At 57.7% G+C, this 26,592-nt stretch carries 17 protein-coding genes; 9 read left to right on the top strand and 8 right to left on the bottom strand.

The annotated features are described in order from the left end of the window. The first annotated feature begins 76 nt into the window (after nt 1–76). The 6 genes from GRX76_RS00920 to GRX76_RS00895 all read left to right on the top strand — a co-directional run bounded on the left by GRX76_RS00920 (nt 77) and on the right by GRX76_RS00895 (nt 7,738). Nucleotides 77–2,869 (top strand): TonB-dependent receptor, encoded by a 2,793-nt coding sequence (locus tag GRX76_RS00920; protein ID WP_160151576.1) that lies wholly within the window; start codon nt 77–79, stop codon nt 2,867–2,869. 476 nt (nt 2,870–3,345) lie between these two features. Beyond that, the gene (locus GRX76_RS19245) at nt 3,346–3,519 is read left to right on the top strand and encodes a periplasmic nitrate reductase, NapE protein (protein ID WP_255461838.1); all 174 of its coding nucleotides are present in this window, start codon (nt 3,346–3,348) and stop codon (nt 3,517–3,519) included. Nucleotides 3,520–3,625: 106 nt separating this feature from the next. Continuing rightward, nucleotides 3,626–3,985, top strand: a complete 360-nt coding sequence (locus GRX76_RS00910) for a chaperone NapD (RefSeq protein ID WP_160151574.1) — start codon at nt 3,626–3,628, stop codon at nt 3,983–3,985. Nucleotide 3,986: 1 nt separating this feature from the next. Then, nucleotides 3,987–6,491 (top strand): nitrate reductase catalytic subunit NapA, encoded by a 2,505-nt coding sequence (napA, locus tag GRX76_RS00905; RefSeq protein ID WP_160151573.1) that lies wholly within the window; start codon nt 3,987–3,989, stop codon nt 6,489–6,491. 12 nt (nt 6,492–6,503) lie between these two features. Beyond that, nucleotides 6,504–6,992: a nitrate reductase cytochrome c-type subunit gene (locus GRX76_RS00900; RefSeq protein ID WP_160151572.1), complete on the top strand. Its 489-nt coding sequence runs from the start codon at nt 6,504–6,506 to the stop codon at nt 6,990–6,992. A 65-nt stretch (nt 6,993–7,057) separates the two neighbouring features. Then, nucleotides 7,058–7,738 carry a cytochrome c3 family protein gene (locus GRX76_RS00895; protein WP_160151571.1) on the top strand — a complete coding sequence of 227 codons (681 nt, stop codon included), beginning with the start codon at nt 7,058–7,060 and terminating at the stop codon, nt 7,736–7,738. Nucleotides 7,739–8,000: 262 nt separating this feature from the next. Here GRX76_RS00895 and GRX76_RS00890 read toward each other — a convergent pair whose 3' ends face one another. The 7 genes from GRX76_RS00890 to GRX76_RS00860 all read right to left on the bottom strand — a co-directional run bounded on the left by GRX76_RS00890 (nt 8,001) and on the right by GRX76_RS00860 (nt 20,611). Further along, the gene (locus GRX76_RS00890; protein WP_160151570.1) at nt 8,001–9,491 is read right to left on the bottom strand and encodes a mannitol dehydrogenase family protein; all 1,491 of its coding nucleotides are present in this window, start codon (nt 9,489–9,491) and stop codon (nt 8,001–8,003) included. 13 nt (nt 9,492–9,504) lie between these two features. Further along, on the bottom strand, nt 9,505–10,920 hold the full coding sequence (gene uxaC, locus GRX76_RS00885) for a glucuronate isomerase (protein WP_160151569.1): 1,416 nt from the start codon (nt 10,918–10,920) through the stop codon (nt 9,505–9,507). A 491-nt stretch (nt 10,921–11,411) separates the two neighbouring features. After that, complete coding sequence (locus tag GRX76_RS00880) at nt 11,412–12,605, bottom strand: alginate lyase family protein (RefSeq protein ID WP_160154749.1); 1,194 nt, start codon at nt 12,603–12,605, stop codon at nt 11,412–11,414. A 92-nt stretch (nt 12,606–12,697) separates the two neighbouring features. Then, nucleotides 12,698–15,646 (bottom strand): TonB-dependent receptor, encoded by a 2,949-nt coding sequence (locus GRX76_RS00875; protein WP_160151568.1) that lies wholly within the window; start codon nt 15,644–15,646, stop codon nt 12,698–12,700. A gap of 363 nt (nt 15,647–16,009) precedes the next feature. After that, on the bottom strand, nt 16,010–18,472 hold the full coding sequence (locus tag GRX76_RS00870) for a glycoside hydrolase family 2 TIM barrel-domain containing protein (protein ID WP_160151567.1): 2,463 nt from the start codon (nt 18,470–18,472) through the stop codon (nt 16,010–16,012). Between the two features lie 61 nt (nt 18,473–18,533). After that, a complete protein-coding gene (locus GRX76_RS00865) occupies nt 18,534–19,307 on the bottom strand; it encodes a glucose 1-dehydrogenase (RefSeq protein ID WP_160151566.1) in 774 nt (257 codons plus the stop codon). Then, nucleotides 19,304–20,611 carry a glycoside hydrolase family 105 protein gene (locus GRX76_RS00860; protein WP_160151565.1) on the bottom strand — a complete coding sequence of 436 codons (1,308 nt, stop codon included), beginning with the start codon at nt 20,609–20,611 and terminating at the stop codon, nt 19,304–19,306. The genes GRX76_RS00865 and GRX76_RS00860 overlap by 4 nt, the downstream gene beginning before the upstream one ends. Nucleotides 20,612–20,809: 198 nt before the next feature. Here GRX76_RS00860 and GRX76_RS00855 point away from each other — a divergent pair, with 198 nt between their 5' ends. Then, nucleotides 20,810–21,850, top strand: coding sequence for a DUF4861 family protein (locus tag GRX76_RS00855; RefSeq protein ID WP_160151564.1), 1,041 nt, complete (start codon nt 20,810–20,812; stop codon nt 21,848–21,850). Between the two features lie 56 nt (nt 21,851–21,906). Then, complete coding sequence (kduI, locus tag GRX76_RS00850; RefSeq protein WP_160151563.1) at nt 21,907–22,740, top strand: 5-dehydro-4-deoxy-D-glucuronate isomerase; 834 nt, start codon at nt 21,907–21,909, stop codon at nt 22,738–22,740. A 98-nt stretch (nt 22,741–22,838) separates the two neighbouring features. On the opposite strand, the gene GRX76_RS00845 is transcribed toward kduI, so the two are convergent. After that, the gene (locus GRX76_RS00845; protein WP_236250492.1) at nt 22,839–24,956 is read right to left on the bottom strand and encodes a hypothetical protein; all 2,118 of its coding nucleotides are present in this window, start codon (nt 24,954–24,956) and stop codon (nt 22,839–22,841) included. Between the two features lie 458 nt (nt 24,957–25,414). On the opposite strand from GRX76_RS00845, the gene uxuA reads away from it, so the two are divergent. Then, on the top strand, nt 25,415–26,590 hold the full coding sequence (uxuA, locus tag GRX76_RS00840) for a mannonate dehydratase (RefSeq protein WP_160151562.1): 1,176 nt from the start codon (nt 25,415–25,417) through the stop codon (nt 26,588–26,590). Nucleotides 26,591–26,592 lie beyond the last annotated feature (2 nt).

Here is a 26,592-nt window from a genome sequence, read left to right as displayed (position 1 = left end):
TAAAAAAGAGTTAAACGGCAGAGTTAAACAACAGAGATAAACAATAGTAATAAACAACAGAGAGAAGAGAGTAGCCATGAAAAATTACACAATAAAACCACTGGTACTGGCGATGGCTTTTGCCTCCCCTGCGTTTGCGCAGGAGGCGGCACAAGAAGCCGAGCAGCAGGACAGTCAGGTACTCGAAGAAGTTGCGGTTACCGGTTTCCGGCAGTCCCTGGAAAGGGCGCTGGATACCAAGCGCATGAGCGCCAACAATACCGACAGCATCATTGCCGAAGAAATCGGTAAAATGCCGGACCTCAACCTGGCGGAGTCCCTGCAGCGGGTGCCCGGGGTGGCCATTTCCCGCGAGGGTGGTGAGGGCCGCAATATTACCGTGCGAGGCCTGGGGCCGGGTTTCTCCCGCACCACCTTGAACGGCATGGAAGTACCGGCGAGCACCGGTGGTCTGGACTCTTCCGGTGGCGTAAACCGCGGCCGCGATTTTGACTTCAACGTCTTCGCGTCCGAACTGTTCAACCGCATTACCATTCACAAGTCACCGGTGGCCTCGGTAGAAGAGGGCGGTCTGGCGTCGACGGTTGAACTTTCCACGCCGCACGCGTTTGATAATCCCGGTCAGCAGGTTGCATTCAGCGGTAACCTGGTCGCCGACAGCTTTGCCGGCGAAACCAACCCGCGCCTCACCGGCATGTACAGCAACACCTTTATGGAAGACAAGGTGGGCGTGCTGTTCAGTGCCGCTTACTCAGAACGCTCTGTGCGCCAGGAAGGTTTTGGCTCTGTGCGCTGGACCGGCCCCGCCAGTAACGGTGGCCGCAGCTGGGCGAATACCGATGCCGATACAGTAATCAACGGCACCCCAAACCCGGGCGCCAACTACCCGGGTGAAGCCATCGACCAGAGCCAGCAGCTGGATTACATGTGGACGCCGCGCCTGCCGCGTATGGATTCCTTTAACCGCGAACAGGAGCGCCTGGGCTTGACCGGCTCGGTGCAGTTCCGTCCGACCGACAATATGGAATTTGCACTGGATGTGCTGAGTTCCAACCTCAAGGCCGACGTAACCTCCTACAACTATTTCGCCCAGTTCCGTAACAGCTACGGCAATATTTCTCCCAGCGAAGTTACCCTGGATGACAGCGGCCGCTACATCGTAGCGGGCACTTTCGACAATGTGACACCGCGTTCCGAGAGCCGTGGCCAGTTCAGTGAATCCGATTTCACCCAGACGGTATTGACCGGTAAGTTCGACCTCGCCGACAACATGCAGTTGAACCTGATGTACGGCAATGCAATATCCGAGCATATCGAAGAGCAGTACCGCTACAACATTACCGCTGCAGAGGGACACGAGTTTTCCTACTCCTTCCTGAAGGACAGCGATATTCCCGAAATGTCGTACGGCTTCGATATTCTGGATCCATCCAATTACGTATGGTCGGGTCCGACCCTGCGCCACGAGGAAGTGCGCCGTCAGAATGACACCTTCCGCGCGGACTTCACCATCGAAGACGACAACTCCAACATCAAAACCGGCCTGATCTGGAACAGCCGTGAAGTGGATTCCGAGTTCTGGAACCCCACAGAAGGCAGCATTACCCAGCCGGGATCGGTCACTGCCGCGCTGACAGCCAACCTGGCGGATATTATTGATGGCTACGGCAGTGGTATTGATGCGCCGTCTGACTTCCCGCGCAACTGGCTGGTGGCCGATTTCAATCGCGCCAATGCCGCCTGGGGTGCCGGTCAGTTCACCCTGGATGAAGACAACTCCAACACCTACAACATCATCGAAGAAACCCTGGGCGGTTACGTAGAGACCAACGTGAATACCGAGCTGCTGGGTCGTCCGCTGACATTCAATGCCGGTCTGCGCCTGGTCGACACCACCGTGAACTCCAAAGGGGTTACCAGCGACGGCCAGGGCGGCTTTGTGCCCACGGAACTGGAAGACAGCTACACCGAGTGGTTGCCTTCCACCAACGTACTGTGGGAATTCCAGGATGACCTTTACCTGCGTGTGGGCCTCGCGCGCAACCTGTCGCGCCCGGGTCTGGGCAGTATGGCGGGTACCGTCAGCGTTACCCCGATCAACGGCAATGTATCCGTGGGCAACCCCGGCCTGGAGCCGATTCGCGCAAACTCTGCGGATATCGGCCTGGAGTGGTATTTCGGCGAGGAGTCCCTGCTGGCTTTCACCGTATTCCACAAGCAGATTGAAAGCTTTATTACCGGCACTACTTTGACCGGCCAGGAGCTGCCGTCTGATATCCGCGCCATTGTTGCCGCGCGCCCCGAGTACGATGTGAACAGCCCGCTGTACGACGCGAGCGTGCTGTCGCCGAACTCGGACGACTGGAACATCACCACCAGTGAAAACGGCGAGGGTGCAGACCTGGACGGTTACGAGCTTTCCTACCAGCAGCCGCTGCGCTTCCTGCCAGGCTGGGCGAGTAACTTCGGTGTGCTGGCAAACTTCACCCATGTGAAATCCGAGGCGGAATTCGGCAACGGTATTGTCGGCTCTCTCGAGGGGCTGTCGGAAAACAGCTACAACCTGGGCCTGTATTACGAAACGGACCTGTTCGGTGGTCGCCTGATGGTCAACGGTCGCGACGACTACATCACCGACCAGACCGGTTCCGATGGCAACACCGCCCACGCCACAACCGGGCCAACCCGCCTGGATATGTCGGCGTTTTACAACGTGACCGATTACATGAAAGTCACCCTGGAAGCGATCAACCTCACCAACGAAACCGAGCGGCTGTATACCACCGGGCCTGTGGGAGACCTGGATATGGTGCGGGAATACAACAGCACCGGACGTGAGGTCTTACTGGGCCTGCGGGTGAACTTCTAATCCGCGGAGGTAGGGAAATGGCATAGGTCTGATTAACGGCCACGGTTAGAAGAAGGCCGTGCCATTGAGAAAGCACATCGTGCCTGCAGGCTGGGGATTGCTCCAGTCTGCAGGTAGGTGTATTACATGCGGTTAATTGTAATTCTCATTTCCGTTTTGCTTGCCGGGCTATGCCCGGCTTTTTTATGTCGGATTTTTCCGCCGGTTACTCAACGCGCTTTCCCCTTACTTCCGCTCCCAATACCCACATTTTTTAATTCCCGACTTTGAAAGCCGCGCCGCGTTGATCATTTATCTGCAAATTTACTTGTTGGTTCTAGCCTCCTTTCTAGACTCTATTTATATGTCCAGAAATGGCGTCAGTGAGCACTTGTGCCTTTATTTGTTGTGCAGGCACGCCTTGACGCACGCGAGAGCAGTTAAGTGCATATTAACGCTGGTCGTAATTTCTTTCCGTAATGAACAGGGTGGTGATCTTGGCTGAGCAGAAACCGACATCAGGATCGACGCAGCGAGGTCGTGAAGCGCGCCTGGTACTGTTTATTCTTGTTTTCCTTTTTCCCCTTCTCGCCATCGCCATCGTCGGTGGATACGGATTTATGGTCTGGATACTCCAGATGATCTTTGGCCCGCCTGGGCCACCCGCATGACAGGTCTATCAACGGTGATGGTCACTCCAGTGAAATCGCTACGCCCGTGAAGCGGTATGTTTGGGCTTGGCTGGATCCAAGTAAATGTGATGAGAGCAAACGGAAAATGACGCAGCAAAAGGTGGATCTTGATCCAGTAGCGCAGGCGCAAACGCTACATATTGTCAGCCTGATCGTGCACGTTCGGCCGGAACATAACACCGCGGTGAGTTGCTGGTTCGAGAGTCGCCCCGAGCTGGAAATTCACCTCGGCTGCGAGTCGGGAAAACTGGTGGTAGTGCTGGAAACCCAGGATCACCTGCAGATCAACGGCATGATCGAGACCATCAAGGATCAACCCGGTGTGCTTAACGTGTCCATGGTCTATCACGAAGAACTGGCACTGGCAGATATCAACGACGAGCTGGTGGACAGCGCCTGCGACGACGATCAGGCACAGCCGGTCAAAATCTTGGGAGAACTGTGACATGGCGATTACCCGACGGGAATTTACCAAGGCCAGCGCGGTAGTGGCCGCGGCTGCGGCTGCCGGTCTGGCAGTGCCCGCAAAAACCCAGAACCTGGTGAGCCAGGGGGGCGCCAATGAGCTCAACTGGAACAAGGCGCCCTGTCGTTTCTGTGGCACCGGCTGCAGTGTTATGGTTGCCACCAAAGACAATCGGGTGGTGGCCACGCACGGCGATATCAAGGCGGAAGTGAATCGCGGCCTCAACTGTGTCAAAGGCTACTTCCTGTCGAAAATCATGTACGGCAGTGACCGACTAACCAAACCGTTACTGCGCATGAGTAACGGCAAGTACGATAAAAACGGCGATTTTGTCGAGGTGTCCTGGGACCAGGCCTTTGACGTCATGGAGCAGAAATACAAAGAGGCGATCAAGAACCACGGGCCCGAATCCGTGGGGATGTTCGGCTCCGGGCAGTGGACGGTATGGGAGGGGTACGCCGCCAGCAAATTGATGAAGGCGGGCTTCCGCTCCAACAATATTGACCCCAATGCACGCCATTGTATGGCATCGGCGGTGATGGGTTTCATGCGCACTTTTGGCATCGACGAACCCATGGGTTGCTACGACGATTTTGAAAATGCCGATGCTTTCGTGCTCTGGGGCTCGAACATGGCGGAGATGCACCCGATTCTCTGGTCGCGGGTCACCGATCGCCGGCTCTCGCATCCCGGCTGCAAAGTTGCAGTGCTGTCTACCTACGAACACCGCAGTTTTGAACTGGCCGATATTCCCATTGTATTTTCACCGCACTCCGATCTGCTGATTCTGAACTTTATCGCCAATTACATTATCCAGAACAACAAGGTAAACCAGGAGTTTGTTAAAAAGCACACGAACTTTGTGCGCGGCGAAACCAATATTGGCTACGGCCTGCGGGATGAACATCCCCTGGAACAAGAGGCGAGCGGGCGCGACAAAGCCAATAGCTGGACCGACATGAGCTTTAAGGAGTTTGCCGACTTCCTCAAGCCTTATTCACTGGATAGGGTGTCGAAGGAAACCGGAGTACCGAAAGAGAGCCTGACCGCACTGGCGGAGCTTTACGCCGATCCGAAAACCAAAGTCATGTCCCTCTGGACCATGGGCTTTAACCAGCACACTCGCGGTGTCTGGGCTAACAACATGGTGTACAACCTACACCTGCTTACCGGCAAAATTTCCAGCCCTGGCAACAGTCCATTTTCCCTGACCGGACAACCTTCCGCCTGCGGCACCGCGCGGGAAGTAGGGACCTTTTCCCACCGATTACCCGCCGACCTGCTGGTGGCCAACCCCAAACACCGCGCCACGGCGGAAAAAATCTGGCGTTTACCCGAAGGTACCATTCCACCGAAGCCCGGCTTCCATGCGGTGGCACAGAGCCGCGCACTGAAAGACGGCAAGTTGCGGGTCTACTGGACCCAGGCTTCCAACAACGCTCAGGCCGGCCCCAACCTGATGCAGGAGCTGCTGCCCGGCTGGCGCAATCCGGAGACTTTTGTGGTGGTGTCCGATGTGTATCCCACCACGTCCGCCCAGGCCGCCGACCTGATTTTGCCCACGGCCATGTGGGTGGAAAAAGAGGGCGCCTACGGCAATGCGGAACGGCGCACCCAGTTCTGGCACCAGCAGGTGAAAGCACCGGGGGAAAGTAAATCCGACCTGTGGCAGCTGGTGGAATTTTCCAAACGCTTCAAAACCGATGAAGTCTGGCCGCAGGAATTGCTCGGCAAGGCGCGGGAGTACCGGGGCAAAACCCTGTACGAAGTGCTCTTCGCCAACGGCCATGCCAACCGTTATCCCAACTCGGATAGAGACGGCGCTTACGCCAATGACGAGGCCGATGCGTTTGGTTTCTATATCCAGAAAGGACTGTTTGAAGAATATGCGGAGTTCGGCCGCGGCCACGGTCACGACCTGGCGCCGTTTGATCGTTACCATCAAGAGCGCGGCTTGCGCTGGCCGGTGGTCAACGGCAAGGAAACCCTGTGGCGTTTCCGCGAAGGCTACGATCCCTATGTGCAGACGGGAGCGGGCGTGCAGTTCTACGGCAACAAGGACGGCCGCGCGCGCATTTTTGCGTTGCCTTACGAGCCGCCCGCAGAATCCCCGGACAAGGAATATCCCTTCTGGCTGTGTACTGGTCGCGTGCTGGAACACTGGCACACCGGCTCCATGACTCAGCGGGTACCGGAACTGTTCAGCGCTGTACCTTATGGACTGGTGTATATGCATCCGGACGACGCCCAGGCCCAGGGCTTCCGTCGCGGCAGTGAGATCAAAGTCGTCAGTCGCCGCGGTGAAATGGTTGGGCGGGTGGAAACCCGCGGTCGCGCGCGGCCACCCAAGGGGCTGGTGTATGTGCCTTTCTTCGACGCCCAGCGCCTGATCAACAAAGTCACGCTGGATGCGACCGATCCTATTTCCAAGCAGACCGACTTTAAAAAATGCGCGGTGAAGCTGGAACTGATATCCCTGGCCTGACGGGAGGCGATGATGAACGGAAAACAGGTTTTCTCAATCGTCGGAGCGCTGATCGTTCTGGTGTGTGGCCTGGCGACGGTAGCGGAGCAATTTCCCAATACCCCCGGACCGGATGGTATTCGCAAGGGCGGTACCCTGTTTGAAGAAAAGGATGCACCGCAGCTGGCCGATCCGGTGAATGCGAACGGTAAGCGCGTGCGCGCCTATCCGGAACAGCCGCCGACCATCCCCCATACCATCCGCGATTACCAGATCGACAAGAACAGCAACCGCTGTCTGGAGTGCCACCACCGCATCCAGACCGCCGTCAGCGGTGCGCCGATGATCAGTATTACGCACTTTATGGATCGGGATTTCCAGGTGCTGGCCGATGTGGCGCCGCGACGCTACTTCTGTTTGCAGTGTCATGTCCCGCAGACCACGGCGAAATCCTCGGTGGGCAATACCTTCAAGGATGTGGATATTTTGCTGCGTAACCAGAAGCAAGAGTCTGCCCAGTAAGGTTTGGCGAGTGAAGCAAGCCAATAGATATTTTGCCAACCACTATTCGATCCGGAAGCTGAGCGATGATTGACTGGATTAAAGGTTACTGGCACACCCTGAGCCACCCGGCCACCGCATTCAGCTTGGGCTTTCTGCTGCTGAGTGGGTTTATCGCCGGGATTATTTTCTGGGGCGGTTTCAACACCGCGCTGGAAGCGACCAATACCGAAAAGTTCTGCATCAGCTGTCACGAGATGCGCGACAACGTCTATCAGGAACTGAAAGGTACCATTCACTGGACCAACCGCTCCGGCGTCCGCGCCACCTGCCCGGATTGCCATGTGCCCCACGAGTGGACACACAAAATCGCGCGTAAAATGCAGGCCTCAAAAGAGGTGTGGGGGAAGATTTTCGGGACCATAAGTACGCGGGAAAAATTCCTCGACAAGCGCCTGGAGCTGGCACAACACGAGTGGGCGCGCCTGAAAGCCAACGACTCCCTGGAATGCCGAAACTGCCACGACTTCGAGTACATGGACTTTAGTGTGCAGAGCCTGCGCGCGCGCCAGATGCACTCGACCCAGCTTGCTACCGGCAAGGCGACCTGTATCGACTGCCATCGCGGTATCGCCCACCACCTGCCGAACATGGCCAACGAGGATGCCTGGGGCCCGGACAACCCGGCCCACGACGCCAGTCGGTTTGGCGACGACAACCCGCTGAAAGCGGACGACACCAAGCAAAAGGTCGAAGACAAAGACTAACGTGCGCCCATAAAAAAATCCCGCGGGGTTAGCCGCGGGATTCAAAAGAAAGTTTCCAAGGGAGATTCTCAAAACAGAGCAATGGAAACTAATGGCAAACTACCAAACAAAATACGAGTGCTTTAAAACAAAGCAAAAATAAACAAACAAAAAGACAAACTGTTGATTCCCGAAGGAAAGGCCGGCATTACTGTAGGTAATTGGTTAACAGCCGCCGGCAGATAGATCACAAAAAACTTACAGACTTACTGGCTTAAAAAAATCACAGGCTCGCGAACGCTTCTTCCACACAGGCCAGGGTGCCCTGTGCATCCAGCTTGTTCAGCCAGTTCACCACGGCATCCTGCAGGGGTGCGCTCTGTTTCAGGTCGTCACCGAACACCGGCGTAAACGCGAGGAAGTTCGCGGCCAGTGCTTCGTTTCCTTGCGGCTTGTACTGATCGCAAATCGCTTTCAGGTCTGCCGCCAGCGGATCGGAAACCTCGATGGCATTGCCTTTCTCGTCCACCGCGGATACGTAACGGATCCAGTTGGCCAGGGCAAAGCTCAGCACTTCGATGAGACCGTTATTCGCCAGCTGGTGGCGCAGGGTGCCCAGCCAGCGCTGCGGAATCTTCTGCGAACCGTCCATGGCGATCTGCCAGGTACGGTGGCGCAGGGCGCGGTTCTCGAAGCGCTCGATCAGTTCTGCCTGGTAAGCGGCAATATCAAACTCGGCAGGTACCTCGATAGAGGTAGTAGCCTCGGACTGCATGAAGTGCAGTGCCAGCTTGTTGAATGCCGGTACCGCCATCACGTCTGCAACAGTTTCACAGCCAGCCAGATAGCCGCTGTAAGCCAGCATGGAGTGGCTGCCGTTCAGCAGGCGCAGCTTGATCAGTTCGTAGACTTCCACATCGTCCACAAAGGTCGCGCCGGCCTTGTCCCACTCCGGGCGGCCGCGCAGGAAATTGTCTTCCACAACCCACTGGGCGAAAGGCTCCGCCATTACCGCCGCCTCATCGCGACAGCCGATCAGCGCTTCCAGCTCCTCGCGGTCGGCATCGGTGGTGGCCGGCACAATACGGTCCACCATGGTGGACGGCGTGGTGGTGTTTTCCGCAATCCACGCTGCCAGTTCGCTGTCGACTTTCTCCGCAAACTGCCCCAGCACGTTGCCCAGCAGCTTGCCGTTGGATGGCAGGTTGTCACAGGTCAGTACGGTAAAGCCCGGCAGACCGCGCTCCTTGCGCAGGGCCAGGGCGCCGACGATGTAACCAAGCGCAGACTTGGGAGCTTGCGGATTCGCCAGATCGTGAATCACGTCCGGGTGCTGCGGGTTCAGGTCGCCGCTCGCCGGATCGTGGCAGTAGCCTTTCTCGGTGATGGTCAGGGAAACGATACGCACGCTTTCCTGGGCCAGCAGCTCCAGCAGTTGCTGTGGGCTTTCCGGGCCCACCAGCACATCGCTCACCGCACCGACGATCTGCACCTTGGTGCCCGCATTGGACTTCTCCACCACGGAATAAAGGCCGTTCTGCGGCACTAGCTGATCGCGTACCCCGGCGGAGCGCAGGCTCGCACCCACAATGCCCCAGTCCTTTTCACCGGCGGCAATACGGTTTTCCGTGTACCACGCCTGGTGTGCGCGGTGGAAAGCGCCGATGCCCAGGTGCACGATGCCAGTAGTGACTTCGTTGCGGTCGTAGGCCGGTTTGATCACCTCGGCGGGGAGGCTTTCCAGAAGTTGGTTGTTGAGTCTTTCTTGGCTCATTTCTTTCTACCTATCAAAGCTTGTAGGCTTTTTTCGCCAGGTTGTAGGCAAGGTCCGCGGCCAGTTCGAAGGCTTCGTCTTCCTGCAGGCGGTGGTCGCTGACCAGTTGCGCCAGCCATACACAATCCATACGGCGCGCCACATCGTGGCGGGCGGGGATGGACAGGAACGCGCGGGTGTCATCGTTAAAGCCAACGGTATTGTAGAAACCGGCAGTCTCGGTCACCTGCTCGCGGAAACGACGCATGCCTTCCGGACTATCGTGGAACCACCAGCTCGGGCCCAGCTTCAGTGCCGGGTAGTGACCCGCCAGCGGTGCCAGTTCGCGGCTGTAGCTGGTCTCGTCCAGAGTGAACAGAATAATTGTCAGGTTCGGCTCATTACCTACCGCTTCCAGCAGCGGCTGCAGCGCGTGTACGTAGTCGGTCTGGGAGGGGATATCGCAGCCCTTGTCGCGACCGAAGCGCTCGAACACCACCTTGTTGTGGTTGCGGAAAGAGCCGGGGTGGATCTGCATCACCAGACCATCTTCGATGCTCATGCGCGCCATCTCGGTCAGCATCTGGCCGCGGAACAGCTCCGCATCTGCTGCGCTGCCGTTACCCGCGCTCACCTTCAGGAACAGCGCCTCGGCTTCCGCCGCAGACAGGTTCGCGGTGGTCGCAGTGGGGTGACCGTGGTCGGTGGAGGTAGCGCCCATCTGCTTGAAGAATTCACGACGGTTACGCAGCGCCGCCAGATAACCGGACCAGGTGGAAGTATCTTCACCAGTGATCTCGGCCAGCTGCGCCAGGTTATCGGTAAAGCCCTCGAAGTCCGGGTCCAGTACCGGGTCCGGACGGAATGCGGTAATCACACGGCCCTTCCAGCCGCTGTCCAGAATCTTCTGGTGGTGACGCAGGTCGTCCAGCGGGGATTCGGTGGTGGCAATCACTTCGATATTGAAACGCTCGAACAGCGCGCGCGGCAGGAACTCCGGCTGGCGCAGATAGCTGTCGATACGCTCGTAGTAAAGATCGGCCGTCTCAGTGCTCAGCTGTACATCCAGCTCGAACACATCGTGGAAAACGGTATCCAGCCAGGTGCGCGACGGGGTGCCGCGGAACAGGTGGTAATTGTCCGCGAGCAGTTGCCAGATCTTGCGTGGATCCTGCTCAACCTGGGCGCCGTCCTGAGTGCGGATACCCAGGCTCTCCAGCGGGATACCCTGGGAGTAGAGCATACGGAAGACATAGTGATCCGGGCGAATCAGCAGGTTGGCCGGGTTGCCGAACGGCTGGTTCTCGGCGAACCAGGACGGGTCCGTGTGGCCGTGCGGGCTGATGATCGGCAGGTCTTTCACGCTCTGGTAAAGATTGCGCGCGATATCCCGGCTCACTTTATCGGCCGGAAATAGACGGTCGGGATGCAGAATCAGAGGGCGTGTCATGGGTATGCTTCCAGATTTCGGGTTTGCCATTTGGGATCAGCTGCGCGGGTTGTTGTGTAGCCGGTGCTGGCCCCGTTTATTGTTGTGTGGTTTTCTCAATCTCTCACCTGTAACGCCGTACATCTTCTCTCGCTGTGCGACTACTTTTCTCGCTGTGCGACCACCCGGTGACGTGACTGTCCGGTGAAAAGAGGCGGAACAAGAAAAAGCCCGGCTCTCCGCCCAGAACAACGCTGGGGCGGGAGCGGGCGGTATGCGCTAAACAAAGGCAAAGGGGTCCAAACCAGCCCCCTCGTGCCCGGTGCGCCAGGCGATGGAGAAAACCTCGATGCTCGGTACAGGACTCTGTATCGAGTAGCGATTGCTGCCATACTGCCAAAATTGGCTTTACCAGTCAATCATTCTGGTAAGGCATTTGTTCTGTTTAGGGTTGCCCGCTGCCGGAGTTACCGCTATTGCCGGTCATTTCCGAGTTGTCAGTCGGCAGGGGCTTATTTCACCGGAACCAGACGCGGGTCTGGCGCTTTGGTGGCGGCATTGCCAAGCTTGCTCCAGGCCTCCGTAAACAGCGCATCAGGATAGGCGCGCTGGGCGTGGTAAAGGGTGCTGCGGGCCACTTGCAGGTCCAAGCCGGCCATCTCTTTGTAAGGCCAATTCTCCGGCGACATTACGGTCTCCGCGATCAGTGCATAGCCCTTTTTCAGGGCGTGGCCGTCTACCGAGTAGTTCCAGATATCCACACCCACCTGCTCGCCAAACCGGCCCAGCAGGTTGTACGCCTCCAGATTGAAGTTGGCGTAGTGCCAGGGGCGGGTGCGCTCGAACTCTGCGTGCTGGTTGCCGTGGCGATCAAACTGGGCGCCGATACGCCGCATCTGGGTGATGCGCAGTCGCCGCTTGGCGGTGTCTACATCGCCGGTGAAGAGTGCAAAGGCCACCACCTGGGCATCGAACCAGGTGCCGTGGTTGTTGTGCCAGTTATCCTCTTCAAAGCCGTTGTCACTGGTCAGTAGCCAGTGATTGAACTGCTGAAACCACTGGTGAATATGCTGAGTCTCTTCTGCGCTCAGTTGTGCGCCGAGCAATTCGACCGCATCGATCAGCGGAATAAAAAAGCGCGCTTCGATAATGCCAATACCGCGGCCATCGTTCAGGCCGGGGATTGCCTGCGCGTGCTGAAAATTGGGGTTCATCCGCGTGTCTGGGCGGATAAACCAGTTGTGTAGTTGTGTGCGGGCCTTGTCCGCATAGCGGGTATCGCCGGTGACGCGGTAGGCCAGTGCGAGTGCGGTGACGTCGCGGCTCAGTGCCACTAAACGGCCGTTGTCTCCGGCCAGTTGGTTGATTGCCGGGTTGCGCTTGCCGTCGCGGCGGATATACGGCAGACCGTCTTGCGTATCCGGGTTTGGCCACCAGTAAGGGCCGAGACTGTAGTAGTCGTGCCGGTCGCCACTGGCAGGTGTCGATTCCTTTTCGACGACGGAATAGAGCGGATGAGCCAGTGCCTGCTGTGCTTTTTCCTGAAGCGCGGCAAGTGTTTCCGGATTCCGTTCCAGAGTATCTAACAGCTCTGCGTCGAATAAAAACAAGTGGCGGCCGATAGCGCTATCGGCACCTTTGGCCCAGCTGACTGGTGACAGTACCAGGCTAACGATGACGATAAAGAAGGAAAAAAATCTGCGCATCACTCATCACACCTCTTCGGTTGCAATCCGCCAGGCGGAGTAAAAAGGGACCCGAGAGGGTCCCTTTCTGCTTTGGTCGTTGCAGTACAGGCTTAGAAGAACTTGTACTTCGCCTGCAGTACAAAAGTGCGACCATCGAAGTGGGTGGCGCGAGGCTGGAATTCCGTATCCTGGTATTCCTCGTACAGCGCCTCGGTCAGGTTGTAACCTTTGAAAGACAGGGAGAAATTGTCGGTTACGTTGTAGTAGGCCGACAGATCCACGCGGCCCGCGGCCTTCACGTTTTTATTGCCCTCACCGTTAAAGGTGCCAACACTTTCCAGCTCGTATTCACTGCGGTAGTTGTAGGCCAGGCGGATACCGAAGGGGCCATCTTCCCAGTAGCCGATCACGTTGTAGGTGTCATCGGAAATACCGGGAATGCGCGCTTCCAGCGGGGAATCCTGCGAGGTGCTGGAATAGTTCACGATGCCGCCGAAGCCGCTCCAGGGGTAGGGCAGGAAGCTCAGGTTCTGCTGTACGGAAACTTCGTAGCCGCGCACTTCGATCTGCTCATCCACGTTCTGGATTTTGCTGATGCTGACCTGGTCGCCCGCCATGATGTAGTCCGCATCGATCACATCGTAGGCGTCTACGCCGTTGGTAATGCAGTTATCGCCGTCAACCGACAGGCTTCCCACGTTTACGTTGTACTCAGACAGCAGGCCCGCGTCACAACTGGCCACCGCGGTAAAGAAGTTGTCGATCTGTTTCTGGAAGGCGGCGATGCTAATGGCGCTGCCCTCGCGGTTGTACCACTCCAGGGAGATGTCGTAGGAGCGTGCGGAGAAGGGCTCCACATCGGCACCGGGCAGGTTGATACTGACTTCACCGGGGCGCGAGGAAATGGTGGTGGCCGGTGTGGCCGCGCGCACGTTGGGGCGGGAAATGGACTCGCCGTAGCCGAGGCGCAACATCAGGTCTTCACGCAGGTCCACTGCCAGGTTCACGCTCGGCAGCAGGAAGTCATAGTCGCTATCCACCGCGCGCTGTTCCGGGTTATTGATATCGGTAGCGCCGAAGGCGTAGTAGGGAGAAGACGCGGTCTGCTCGGAGCTGACGTAGCGCACGCCCACGTTACCGGATACCGGCAAGTCTGCGACAGTGAAATCCAGATCGGTCATCAGGTACAGGGCGGAAGTGTCCAGTTCGACATCGTAGATCAGGCCGGCACTCTGCTGGCCGCCGCGGGCGATCAGGCCAGTGGTGGGGACGCGCACCGGAATTTCGCCGGTAACCGGGTCCGGCGCCACATCGCCGATGGAGGCGGCGGCCAGTGCATTAAGCGCGTCCACGTCCAGTGCAAACCAGCCGCCACCGGCGCCGGCAAAGCCCGGAGCATCGCCACCGAAGAAGCTGCCCTGGTCAACATAGGCCGGGTTGCCGATGGCTGCGTTGTTCAGAATACCGTTCAGGTCGATACCGGTTGGCGAGCTGCGCAGGCGGTCGGAGTCCTGGGTCTGGTTGGAGAAGCGGTAGCCGAAGGAAACCGCGGAAACCACCGGCAATTCCAGCGCGCGCTTGGCATTGATCTCGAAGGAGTTGGCTTCTGTTTCCAGGGTTTCGTAGGTGCCGGTAATCAGTGCCTGGATTTTGGGGTTGTCGACCAGAGTAGTGACACCGGAACTGCTCAGGGTGTCTTTTACCAGCCACTCGCCGTCGAGGTTGACGTTCTCCAGCCCGCTGAACTCGGTCACGAAGTTGCCAATATCTCCCTCGCCTGTGTACAGGCGGCCGGAGATGCCGCTGGATCCTGCCTGGAAGATCGGCGTGTAGAAGAGCTCGTTCCAGTTATTTTCAGCGGAAGACAGGGACACCAGTCCGTCGATGGTCCAGTCGTCGTTGGCCCATTCCGCGTCCATCAGCACTGCCTGGGACTGTTCGTAGGTATCCCAGATACGGGAGGTGTTGCGGTAGTCCACTTCCGCAAACGAGATATCGGAAACGGTGTAAATCGGGTTGCCGTTGCTGTCCACGGTACCGGTGTTCCGCGGTGCGCTGTTCGGGGTGATGATGGTGCCGCCGCTGCGGGTGCGCAGATCCAGTTCCTGCTGACCGTTCTCGTTCATATCGCGCTCGGTGTAGAGCACGTTCAGGCCGAGTTTGAGGTTGTCGTTGGCCTGGAATTCGATACCGCCGGAGAAGGAGGTACGGGAACCTTCGTTGAGCTCTGAGCCCTGGCGCAGTTCGCCGGGCATTTTCACTACGGCGTTGTCCGGCAGGTTGTTGTCCGCGGCCCAGGTGGCGAAATCTTCACCGTTGGCGCCGACAAAATTGCCGTTGGTGGGAATATTGTCGTAGCGGTTAATTTTTACTGTGTCGCGGCGGAAGGTCTGCTCGGACGTGGCCAGGGTGGCAGTGACCGCGAGCTTGTCGCTGATCAGGTGCTTGGAGCCGGACAGTACCATTTCGCTGTCCAGTGCGTCCGCCAGCTGCTCACTGCGGCCAGCTACGGACAGGCTCAGCTTGCCATCGCCTTTATCCAGTGCGCGCGGCAGTACCAGATCCACGGTGCCTGCAATACCACCTTCCTGCATGGCTGCGGTCTGGGTCTTGATCACGTTGGTGCCGTTGAATACCGCCGGATCAAAAGCGCCGAAGGGGTTGGGTGCGCCGAACGCCTTGGTGCTGCGCGCCGGGCTGGCAAAGGTCTGGCCGTTGGCGGTGGTCTGTACAAAGCCGGAGGGCATACCGCGCAGATTGATGCTGGACTCGCGGCGCTCGCCTTCACGGTTGAGCTGCACACCGGCGACCGCCTGCAGGGCTTCACCCATATCCAGTGCCGGCAGGGTGCCGATATCGTCCGCGGAGATACCGTCGACAATGGTGGAAGCATTGCGTTTTACGTCGAGCGCGTTATCCAGGTTGCGCTGGAATTGCGCGGTAACCGTAACTTCTTCCAGGGTGTTATTTTCCTGCGCCAGGACCGGTGTTGCGGCCAGGGCAACCACGGTGCTCAACAGGGTTTTGGTAAACGTCGGACGAATTCGATTGCTTGTCATGATCAGGCCCTCAGAGGTCTGTTTGTTATTTTCATCTGTTGTCTGACGGTGCCGCTGTCAGAACCTACCATCGCTAAAACTTGGACAGGTTGGGCAATGGTCAATGAAAAATGACAGATCGTCAAGTGGCCTTACCATCTATCCAGTCGTTAATTGAGGTGTCTGAAGCTTCATTGTGACGGTTTTCGCGCCTCGGTGGCAGTCAATTTGGGTCGATGGGGGATTACAGGCAAGTGTGGAGGGACGCCTCTGTTCGCGCCCTCGCAGATACCCAACACCTTGCACAAGTGTGATTTCGCAAGGTGTTGAGAGGATTGGTGTGAGGTTGGCGGGAGGGAGACTGGTGTGGCAGCTTGGCCTGGTTTAGTGGGCGCGTGCCGCCGGCAGCTCGATATAGGCGCCCTTGATGTTCTGGGTACGAAATTCCACTACCGCCGGTCTATCTCCAGGTTTGAACTGTATGGTGGCAAGGCCATTGGCCATTTCTATGCTGGATGAGCCGCTGTAGGTACCCTGATTCTCCACCAGTTCTCCGCCGCCGTTGAGTACAGAGAAATAGGCGCGCTCACTGAAGTCGATCGCGCGTCTGTCCTGCTTGTCGCGGGCCTCCGCGGTAATCAGGTAATCGCCGCTGGCGGTGCGCGTTGCGCTGAGCACGACTTTCTTCGTCTTGCCGGGCTCTCCCTGGTGGTAGGTAAGAGCGAATTCGTCCTCGGCGACCTTTTTGCCGGTGGTATTTGTACCCACGGCGCGCAGCGCGTTCTCTCCTTCCTTGAAGGGTGTCTGCCATACCAGGCCATGGGCGGGAAACTGCCCCGGCTTGCGCTTTTTCTTACCCAGGCTTTTGCCGTTCAGGAACAGCTCGGCGGAATCGGTATTGCAATACACCTTCACTGGCCGCCCGCTCTCCGGGCCAAAACGCACGCTCCAGGTGTGGGATTCAATCCAGCAAAACGGTGTATCGGCCCAGTAGCTCGCGAAAACGTAGTAGGCATCCTTGGGGTTGCCGGCGCGGTCCACCAGCCCCTTCTGGTTAATGTAGGGCACGGGATTCTCCGGGCGCAGCGGGGTGCCGAAATCCTTGAAAGCCCACTGTGCATTGCCGGCGAAATTTTCGATGCCTTCGCTCACGGACAGGTGCCAGTCGAACAGGTTCACCATGTAGTTTTCGTTCCAGTCGCTGTCCTTGGCCACGCTTTTTACTACCGCCTGATTCATGGCTTCGGTGACGGATACCTGGGCGTCGGGGATACCGTTTTTATCTATGGGCGTTTCTGTATGCCTGCCGCGGTGGCTGGAGCCACCGTATTCCATATGCAAGAAGGCGGGGTATTTACCCATCGCGTCTTCCAGCGCTGCCCCGTACTGACCGTAGGCACCGCCATACCATCCCGCCCAGATGGATGGGGAGAAGGCATCCACCACTTCCGCGCCTGGATAGTACTTGCGGATGGTGGTCATACGTTGCGGATCCAGTTCCTTGGCGACCCTGTTCAAGTGCTTGAGGTAGGGCAGCACCAGCGCATCGTCGCCACCACCGGGGAAGTCCTCTTCCCAGTAAATCTCGTTGCCCAGAGACCAGAAGGCGATACTCGGGTGATTGAAGTTCTGCGCAATCTGCTGCCGCAGCAGTCGTTCGGTATTCTTTTTCCACGCCTCGCCGCCCATACCGCCGCGACACCAGGGCAGTTCATCCCACAGGATCAGCCCGAGCTCGTCTGCGGCGCGGTAGATTTCCGGGTCTTGAGGGTAGTGCGCGAGGCGCACAAAATTGGCCCCCATCCGCTTCATCTGTTGCATGTCTGCGCGGTGCTGTTCATTGCTCATGGCGGCACCGATCCCCGCGTGCTCTTCATGGCGGTGGGTGCCGCGAATCAGCACCCGTTTCCCGTTGACGAAGAAACCCTGGTTGGGACGCATCTCAAACCAGCGGTAGCCGAAACGCTCGCGATGCTGATGCAGGGTTTTACCGTTGGTGTCCTGAAGCTCGGTAACCAGTGTGTAGAGTGCCGGTGAATCCGGGGACCAGAGTTGCGGTTGCTGCAACGGTGGGAGCTCGGTCTCCGCCTGCTCGCCGTCAATCTCGGTTTCGCTGCTGCTTACGGTTATTCCCGCAGGGTCCAGCAGTGTCCACTGCAGGCGCGCTGCCTTGCCGCTGGTGCTGGCTGCGGACGATTTATCCAGAGTGATCTGCACCGTTGTCTGCGCCGATTCATGACTGACATTGGGGGTGGTGATCGTTACAGACTGGATGTGTTCCGCAGGCAGTTGCTGCAGCCACACATCGCGGGTCAGGCCGCCGTGAATAAAAAAGTCGGCCTTTTGTGAAGGCATCAGGTTGCGATCGTATTCATTGGATACGCGCACCTGCACCAGGTTGTCGGCATCGGGCTGCAGGTGTTCGGTAAGCTCGACGGCAAAGCCGAGGTAACCGCCAATATGTTCGCCGATCTCGCGCCCATTCAGGTAAACCTGCGCCTTCTGATTGGCGCCCTCAAAATAGAGCTTGTGGCGAGTGCCGGCGGGCAGATTCTCCGCGATACGAAAACGCTTGCTGTACCAGCCCGCACCGCGCCGGTAACCGGGCTGTGCATCCACGGTATCGGTGGCGTTCCAGGTGTGCGGCAGCGTCACATCTACTGCGCCCGCCGCATCGAGCGGTGGTGGCGATAGCCGTTCGTCCTGCAGGTATTCCCAGTCACTATTGAACAACTGCTGTTCCTGTAGCGCTGAAGCCCAGGCTGTGGAAAACAGCAGGTAAAAAAAAGCACCGCAAAAAAACAGTGCGGTGCCTGAGGGTGAGGATAATTCCTCTGCGCGTTGCATGGTTGGCTCCGTAAATTTTTATCGAAATAGTTTCTCGGATTTGCCTAAATTTTTGACGTTCCTAGCGCGCCATCCAGCCACCGTCTACTAACATCACGTGGCCATTCATGTAATCTGCGGCTGGAGATGCGAGGAACACCGCGGCACCGGCCAGATCTTCCGGATTGCCCCAGCGTCCCGCGGGAATGCGCGCGCTGATCGCCGCATTGCGTTCGGCGTCCGCGCGCAGGTTGGTGGTGTTGTCGGTGGCGAAATAGCCCGGTGCAATGGCATTGACCTGAATATTGTTTGCCGCCCACTCGTTGGCCAGTGCCTTGGTGAGCTGGGATACCGCGCCTTTACTGGCAGCGTAGGCGGGCACGGTAATACCGCCGGAGAAGCTGAGCAGCGAGGCAACATTGATAATCTTGCCGGAACCCTGCTTCAGCATCATCGCGCCGGCGGCGCGGCACATTCTGAATACGCCATTGATATTGGTGTCCATCACCGCGTTCCAGTCGTCATCGGAATAATCCACCGCGGGTGCGCGGCGGATGGTTCCGGCGTTATTGATCAGAACGTCCAGGCGGCCAAAGCGGGATTCCACTTCGCGGAACAGCGCCTCGATTTGTTCCGGCTGAGACTGGTCGCAACCCAGTGCGATGGTGTCGATGCCTTCGGCGCTCAGTTCCTGTTGCGCATTCTCGGCGCTGGCGGGGGTGGAACCCACCACCACCACCCGCGCACCGGCGCGGCCGAGGGCCATGGCCATCGCTTTGCCGAGGCCGCGGCTGGCACCGGTGACCATGGCGACTTTGCCCTCAAGGCCAAACTGCTGCTGCAGATAATCGCTCATTGTGCATCTCCCTTGTGTCCGTCCAGCTGAATCACTTCAGAGGCGGCCAGCAACAACGCGCCGGTGCCGTACAGTTGGGTGTCTTCCGCGGTAGCGGAACCCGGTGCAAAGGCGACCTGTTGAACCCAACCCAGCTTGCCGTTCGGTTGCACGCTGTCTACCAGTGACGCCCAGCCTTTGTGTACCGCGTCCACGTATTTCTCATCTTTCAGCAGGCCACTGTTTACACCCCAGGCCAGCGCGTACACCAGCAGGCTGGTACCGCTGGACTCCGGTGGTGACTGTTCCTCGATCTCCAGCAGTGAAGAGGGCCAGCTGCCGTCCTTTTGTTGCAGGTCGACCAGTCGCGCGCTCATTTCCTGGAACAGGGTTTCATAGCGCTCTTTTTCCGCGAAATGATCCGGCAGTTCTTTCAGTGTGCGTGCGATACCGGCGAGTACCCAGCCGTTGCCGCGGCCCCAGTAAATCAGGCGGCCCTTGCTGTCTTTGCGCTCGAAATAGCGGCTGTCACGCAGGTAAAGCTTTTCGTCGGTGTTGTAGAGATAGTCGGTGGTTACCCAGAACTCTTTGTCCATAAAGTCCAGGTATTTTTGCGAGCCGGTAATGCGAGCCAGCTCCGCCCATACCGGCGGCGCCATAAAAATGGCATCGGCCCAGCACCAGCGAATGGTGCAGGAGGGATCGTCGAAATTGCGGTGGGCAAGGTCCTGGTGGAACTTGTCATCGTCATCAAAATAGAGGCTGGTGTCCGGCTGATCTGCCAGCACCTTGTCGAACTGCTGTTTCAGGTGTGCGATTTTTTCCTCGCCACCCATGCGCTCATACAGATCCAGATACACCGTACCCATCGCATGGTCGTCTGCGTGGTGTACCCGCGGACCCAACAGCCATTGATTGGTGAAAGCGTTGTTGATCACCGCCTGTTCGTAGGGCAGCTGCTTGCTCACTTTGGCCCATTCCAGCAGGCCGATTTGCCAGGTGGCATACATCCAGCCCTGGGGGATGCCACTGGCACGGCCTTCCGCGCGCATCATGTTGCTGCGCAGGTCGTACTGGCTCAGCTGCCAGTCCGCAACGCGGTTAGCGGCGGCGGTGATGTCTGCCTGGGTGAGTGCGGGAGAGAGCTTGTCGGCGTAGGCCGGAATTTCTGCCGCCGGTGCCTGCCAGGCAACTGGCTCTGGCCAGTACTCTGCCTGCGCCGCACCACTGGCGCTGGCGAAGGCATTGGCGGAAGTGTGGATGCTGGTGCAGAGACCGCCGATCAGCAGTCCCAGCCCGAGTTGCAGGCTTCGGTTCAGAGTCATGATGCCACCTTTATTACTGTTATCCGTTTTGCGGGGTGCTCCAGCCATTTGGCACGATCGTATCAGGTGTGTGCAGGGGCCGAGCGCTGATGCGGGTCACTATTCCCGCATTGCCACCGTTTCGATTTGGTCATGTGGTAATACCAGTTGCAGTAGTGTATGTTGGCCTTACCATAAAGTCTAGGTGGGGAAATAATAATGTTGGATTTCACGCATAAGGCGGCCCTTGCGGCGGTCGTCACCCTGGTCTCAATCAGTGGCTGCACAGACAGCAGTAATTCACAGCCGGCGGCGCAGGCAGAGGCTGCCGCACAGAGCGCACCCTCAGCAGCGAAACATGACGATGCTGATATGGGCATCAAGGTAACGGGCGCATACGCGGAGCTGGCGGTGCGTCGCGGCGGTGTACCGGGAGAAGACGGCAAGCTGCAGGGTGGTGAATACGTGCCGGTGGAATTTATGCAGCTGCCGGATGATCACCAGATCGGCAACCGCCTGTTCAAGTACGAAGGCCCGGGCTGGGAGTCGGAGCAGGTGGCTTATCGCCTCTATTTCGATGAGCGTGCGGCGATCGATATTTTCGGCAAAACCAAACCGCAACTGGTACTGCCAGAAGTAGGACAGGACGGAACCGACTATCACGCGCTGTCTGACTGGGGGATGGATGTACTGAAAGTGGGGCCGTCGCTCGGTCTTGGCGGTGTTGGTGTCTGGCACAAGGGGAAGTTGGAAGGGGTGCGGCAGTTCGCCGGTGCCTCGGTAAACGTGTCTAACGAAACCGAAGCCTCTGCTGTGCGCGTGCAATACACCGGTTGGAAATCTGCCGGCGGCGAACGGAATCTCGACATGACCCTGCGTATCAAACCCGGCTCCCGGCTTACTCAGGTTCACACCAAAACGGAAATCCCCGCGGAAAGCTGGGCCACCGGAATCGTGCGTCACGGCCTGGAGCCGCTGGTGTCGATGCCGGCCAACAGCGGTTGGGGCTACCTCGCCACCTGGGGGGTGCAGAGCCTGGCGGATGATAATTTGGGTATGGCGATCTTTTTCCGCAATGCAGATCTGCAACAGATCACCGACGATGAATACAACCATCTGGTGCTGCTGAAGGGTGGCACTGAAGCGCAGTATCAATTTGCTGCGGTATGGCGCGATGAAGACGTTCAGAGCCGGGAACAATTTGTCGCTTATCTGGATGCGACGGCGCAGGCGTTGGCTAGTGCGGACACTGGCCAATAAGGCCGCTGGCTTAGAAAAAATTACTTAATAAATTGGCAAAGCGTTAAGGAGCCAAAATGCAATTTCTTCACAGTGCTGACAGCGTGCGCTATCAGCGAATGACCAATGCGGAATTACGCGAATCGTTTTGTATGGAGTCGCTGTTTGAAAGCGGCATGCTGAATCTGACTTATACCGATGTGGACCGTGCCGTAGTGGGCGCCGCAGTGCCTACCGTGCAGCAGCCACTTTCACTGCCCACTCACAAAGAGCTCGCCAGTGCGTATTTTTGTGAGCGACGCGAGTTGGGTGTAGTGAATATCGGCGGTGCCGGTGTTGTCGTGGTGGACGGCAAAGAATACCCGATGGAAAAATTCGACAGCCTGTATGTGGCGCGAGGAAGCCAAACAGTAACCTTCACCAGCGCAGACGACAGTGCGCCGGCGGAATTCTATCTGGTTAGCTACCCGGCGCACCGCGCAACGGAAACCGTGTATATCCCGCTGGAAAAAGCCAACCGTGTAGAGCTCGGCAGTATCGATGGCAGTAACGAACGGGTGATCTGTCAGTCTATCTGCCCCGGTGTAGTAGACAGCTGTCAGCTGGTGATGGGCATTACCCGCCTTGCCAGTGGCAGTGTGTGGAATACCAAACCTCCCCACACCCACCGTCGTCGCACGGAAGTCTATCTGTATTTTGATTTCCCCCAGGACGAGCGCGTATTCCACTTTATGGGGCAGCCCCACGAAACTCGCTCCCTGCCGCTCGCGCCAAAAACTGCTATCGCTTCACCGCACTGGTCGATTCACAGTGGTGCCGGCAGCTGTAATTACAGTTTTGTGTGGGCGATGGGAGGGGAAAATCAGCAGTTCGACGATATGGATCACCTCAGTCTCGGCGATCTCGGCTAGTTGTAGGCAATATTCTCTCTCCGCCAAAATTGATGCCCCACCACGAGTGGGGCTTTTTTGGCTGACGGAGTGGCGGCACCGTGTGCCGCCGTAAGGGGTCAGTAAGCGCGGGTTTTCACGTAGGCACAGCCGTTATTTGACTGGTACTTGAGGGTTGTTCCACTGAATCCATTGGAAGAAGCGTAGTTGGATGAAACGGTCAGTGACCCACTACCGTCTACAGCGGTAATTGTGCCACGGAAATCGCAACTTGAATTGGCGTCACTGTCCCATACTTGCAGGCTCTCGCCTGAAAGGTCGCGATCGAAGCGCACGCAGCTGCCGCTGCTCAGTGTAATTTCCTGGCGGCTGTCCCATGGCATATCGATATAGCTGCTGCAGCTTCCACTGCCGCCACTGGAGCTACTGGATGACGAGCTGCTGGAACTGCTGCCGCCGCTGGAGCTGCTGGATGAACTACTCGATGAGCTACTGGACGAGCCACCGCTGCTGCCCGTGGTGTAAACCCCGGACAGCGGCATCTGCGCATGCACATCTTCTGCGTAACTCTGATCCCAAGTGCTCACCGGTGTGCCGCTAACGTTCAGGTGTACAAATTCACTACCGTCCCAGGCAAACGCGTAGCTGACTCCAGGTGCATCAAACAAACCCCAGGGCACAATTGACGCACCGGCACTGGTTGCCTTGGACAGGTTGTTGTTGAGAAACACATTGTTCGGGCCCGTGGGGCCGGACCAGTCGCTGGCGTGATCTCCGGAGCCGTACCAGATCGGCTGCCAGGTGCCAGAGTCGGGTGCGCCGTTGGTCCAGTTGCGATGCTCAAAGGGCACTGCCACCGTATTGTTGCGGATCAGGTTATTGCGCTCCCAACCTCCGTGCAGGTTGATATCGCTATCGAGGGTATTGTTCTCGACGATATTGCCGGTGGCGGACCATTGAAGCGTCAGGTGGCGCAGCCGCGACAGGGTGTTGCCCTGGATCAGGCTGTCATAGAGTTTAGAGCCGCGGAAGTAGCCATTGCCGCCGGCGCCCTTGTTCCAGGAGCCGTGGAGATGATTGTCCTTGAACGTCATATGGCGGGCGAACTCGGTCACCATTGGGTGTGAGCCCATCATGTCCATACGCACATTCTCTACCCAGCTGTCGGCGGCCCATTTGAAAATGATACCGTGAATCGCATCCTCCGGACACAGGTTCACGTATTTGTGGCCAACGCCGGCGGGATTGGATGGGGAGTAGTCGTTGCCGTTGTAGCCCGAACAGTTGGTGCTTGCTGTGGACATCTGCAAATAGAAATCGCGAAAGCCCACATCTTTCACTGCGGTGACCGGCATTACCCGGCTTTTGTAACCGCTGTTGTTGTTGATGGGGATATCGAACTCAAGAGGGGCATCGAGGGTAACGGTATCGTTGCTGGTATTGCGAGCCGTCACGGTAAAAATCTGCGTGCGCATATGCCCGGTCTGCAAATGGGATTTTGAGCGCTTGCTGCTGGGCACCTGGCCGAGATCCAGAAAGGCGGTATCCGTTGCGGCGCCCACATAGATCAGGTCACCAACAGAGAATTTATTTGCGCCGTTATTTTCCAGGTGCAAAACCGTATCGCCGAGGGATGCGGTCTGATCAAACTCGATGCTGTGTTTCCAGTGGAAATTGATACTACCTTCGTAGTTCTGCTCACCGGAATGCTTGATGCGGGTCTCCACGCGGAAGGCACCAAAGCCGGGCCAGTACTTTTTGTCGAAGTCTGGCGCACCACTGGAATCTGCTCCGTAAGGCTGCCAGCTGCGTACGGTAATTTTGGTACCACTCGAGGGATTATTGCCCGCGCCGACAATGACCACACCGGAGCGGTCCACATGTACTTCATCGTCCAGGTGAATTTCCCCTGCGGGCAGTTGAATCGCCACGCGATTGGACGGTGAATTCCCCAGCGGAATCATGGTGTCGATGATGTTTTGCAGGGCGGCCGCGTCATCCATGCCATCGTTGGCAATAACGCCGTGGGCGGCGGCATTGATGGTCTGGCTGAAACTGGACGGCAGAGGTTGGCCGCCTTTGTAGCCCGGTGCCGCCAGCAGTGGGCCGCTTAACGAAGCGCACAGTGCGGAGGTTGCTGCCAGCGCGACAGGGAGCCGGGCTTCCGTCCATAGGTCTTTGCCTGTGGCTGTTTTTCTCATTAATCGCTGTTTGGGCGGTTGGTTTTGTTTATTCATTATTATCTCCGGAAAAGATTCCAGGGTTGGGTGTCTGGCACACACTGCCAAGGCGGTGCCAGGGCGTTAGCGGGCCGGCAGTCATACAACCATTACCGCGCTGCCAGCCATTTCCGGTAGCCCAATACCGCAGCTGCCGGATGGGAAAAGGTAGTTGGCTTAATCTGGCCTTACAATCTAGCCACTAGGCTTTTTAATCAAAACGCAATAATTCACTCATTTTTGACGTCAAAGTCCTCGATTCACACCTGATTGCGCGAAAATCAGCCTCTAAGCGCTCTGGATTACACTAAATTAGTGCTTACCCTAGCCCGGGACTTGTCATTTATCGCAAAACTGAGTTTAATTGGTCCGGTGGTCTTACCAGTTATGTGTTTCATAATCGATGCGCAAGTATCCCGCTGGAGCTGATGCTCGCGGATGTAAGACCCGGAAGTGGAAAGAACAGGAATAGTCCGATGCAAGAGACATGGCGCTGGTTTGGACCAGATGACGGAATCACCCTGCGGCACATTGCCCAGGCGGGAGCGACGGGAATCGTGAGCGCACTGCACGATATTCCCGCCGGCGAATTATGGCCGCAAGAGGCGATCCAGCAGCGCAAGGCAATGATTGAGGCCGAGGGGCTCAGCTGGTCCGTTATCGAGAGCATACCGGTACACAACGATATCAAGGCGCGCACCGGTGACTTTGAGCGGATGATCGAGAACTACCGGCAGTCCGTGATCAATGCCGGAAAAGCCGGGGTCACCACCATCTGCTACAACTTTATGCCGGTGGTGGACTGGACCCGCACCAATCTGAATTACACCCTGCCAAATGGCAGCCAGGCCCTGCGATTTGAAATGGCCGATTTTGCGGCCTATGACATTCATGTGCTGAAGCGCCCGGGTGCCGAGGGTGATTACCCTCCGGAAGTGCTGGCAAGGGCGGAAACCTATCTGCAAACGAAAAGCAACGATGAGCTCGCGCAACTGGAGCGCAATATTATTGCCGGTCTCCCGGGCGGTGAAGGATCTCACGACCGCGACGGCATCCGACGCTCTATTGAGCTGTTCAATGCGTTGGGCACCGACCGCTATCGGGAAAACCTGTTCCTGTTTTTGCGGGAAGTCATTCCCGCGGCAGAATCTGTCGGGGTGAAAATGTGTATCCACCCGGATGATCCTCCCTTCTCCCTGTTTGGCCTGCCGCGGGTGGTGTCGACGGCGGATGATGCGCGTGCACTACTGGCTGCCTATCCCAGTCCGTCCAACGGGCTCACCATGTGTGCGGGATCTTATGGCGCGCGCGCAGACAACGACCTGGTGTCGATGACGCGGGAGTTTGCCGAGCGTATTTATTTCGTGCACCTGCGCAATGTCATCCGGGAAGCGGACGGGTCTTTTTACGAGTCCGATCATCTTGCTGGCGACAACGACATGGTCGGGTTGATCCGCGCGTTGCTGGACGAGGAAAAACGCCGTCGCGGTTCTGGAAATTGTTGTGAGATTCCCATGCGCCCGGATCACGGCCATCTGATGGCCGATGAGCTGCAAATAGGTTCGGCAAAGCCCGGATACTCGTACGTGGGGCGTCTCAAGGGATTGGCGGAGTTGCGCGGCGTCATCCACGCACTGAAAACTGTCGGCTAGGG

It is taken from the genome of Microbulbifer sp. ALW1, assembly GCF_009903625.1.
In the GTDB taxonomy this organism is placed as follows: Bacteria; Pseudomonadota; Gammaproteobacteria; order Pseudomonadales; family Cellvibrionaceae; genus Microbulbifer.
This window is presented reverse-complemented; position numbering and strand designations above follow the sequence as displayed.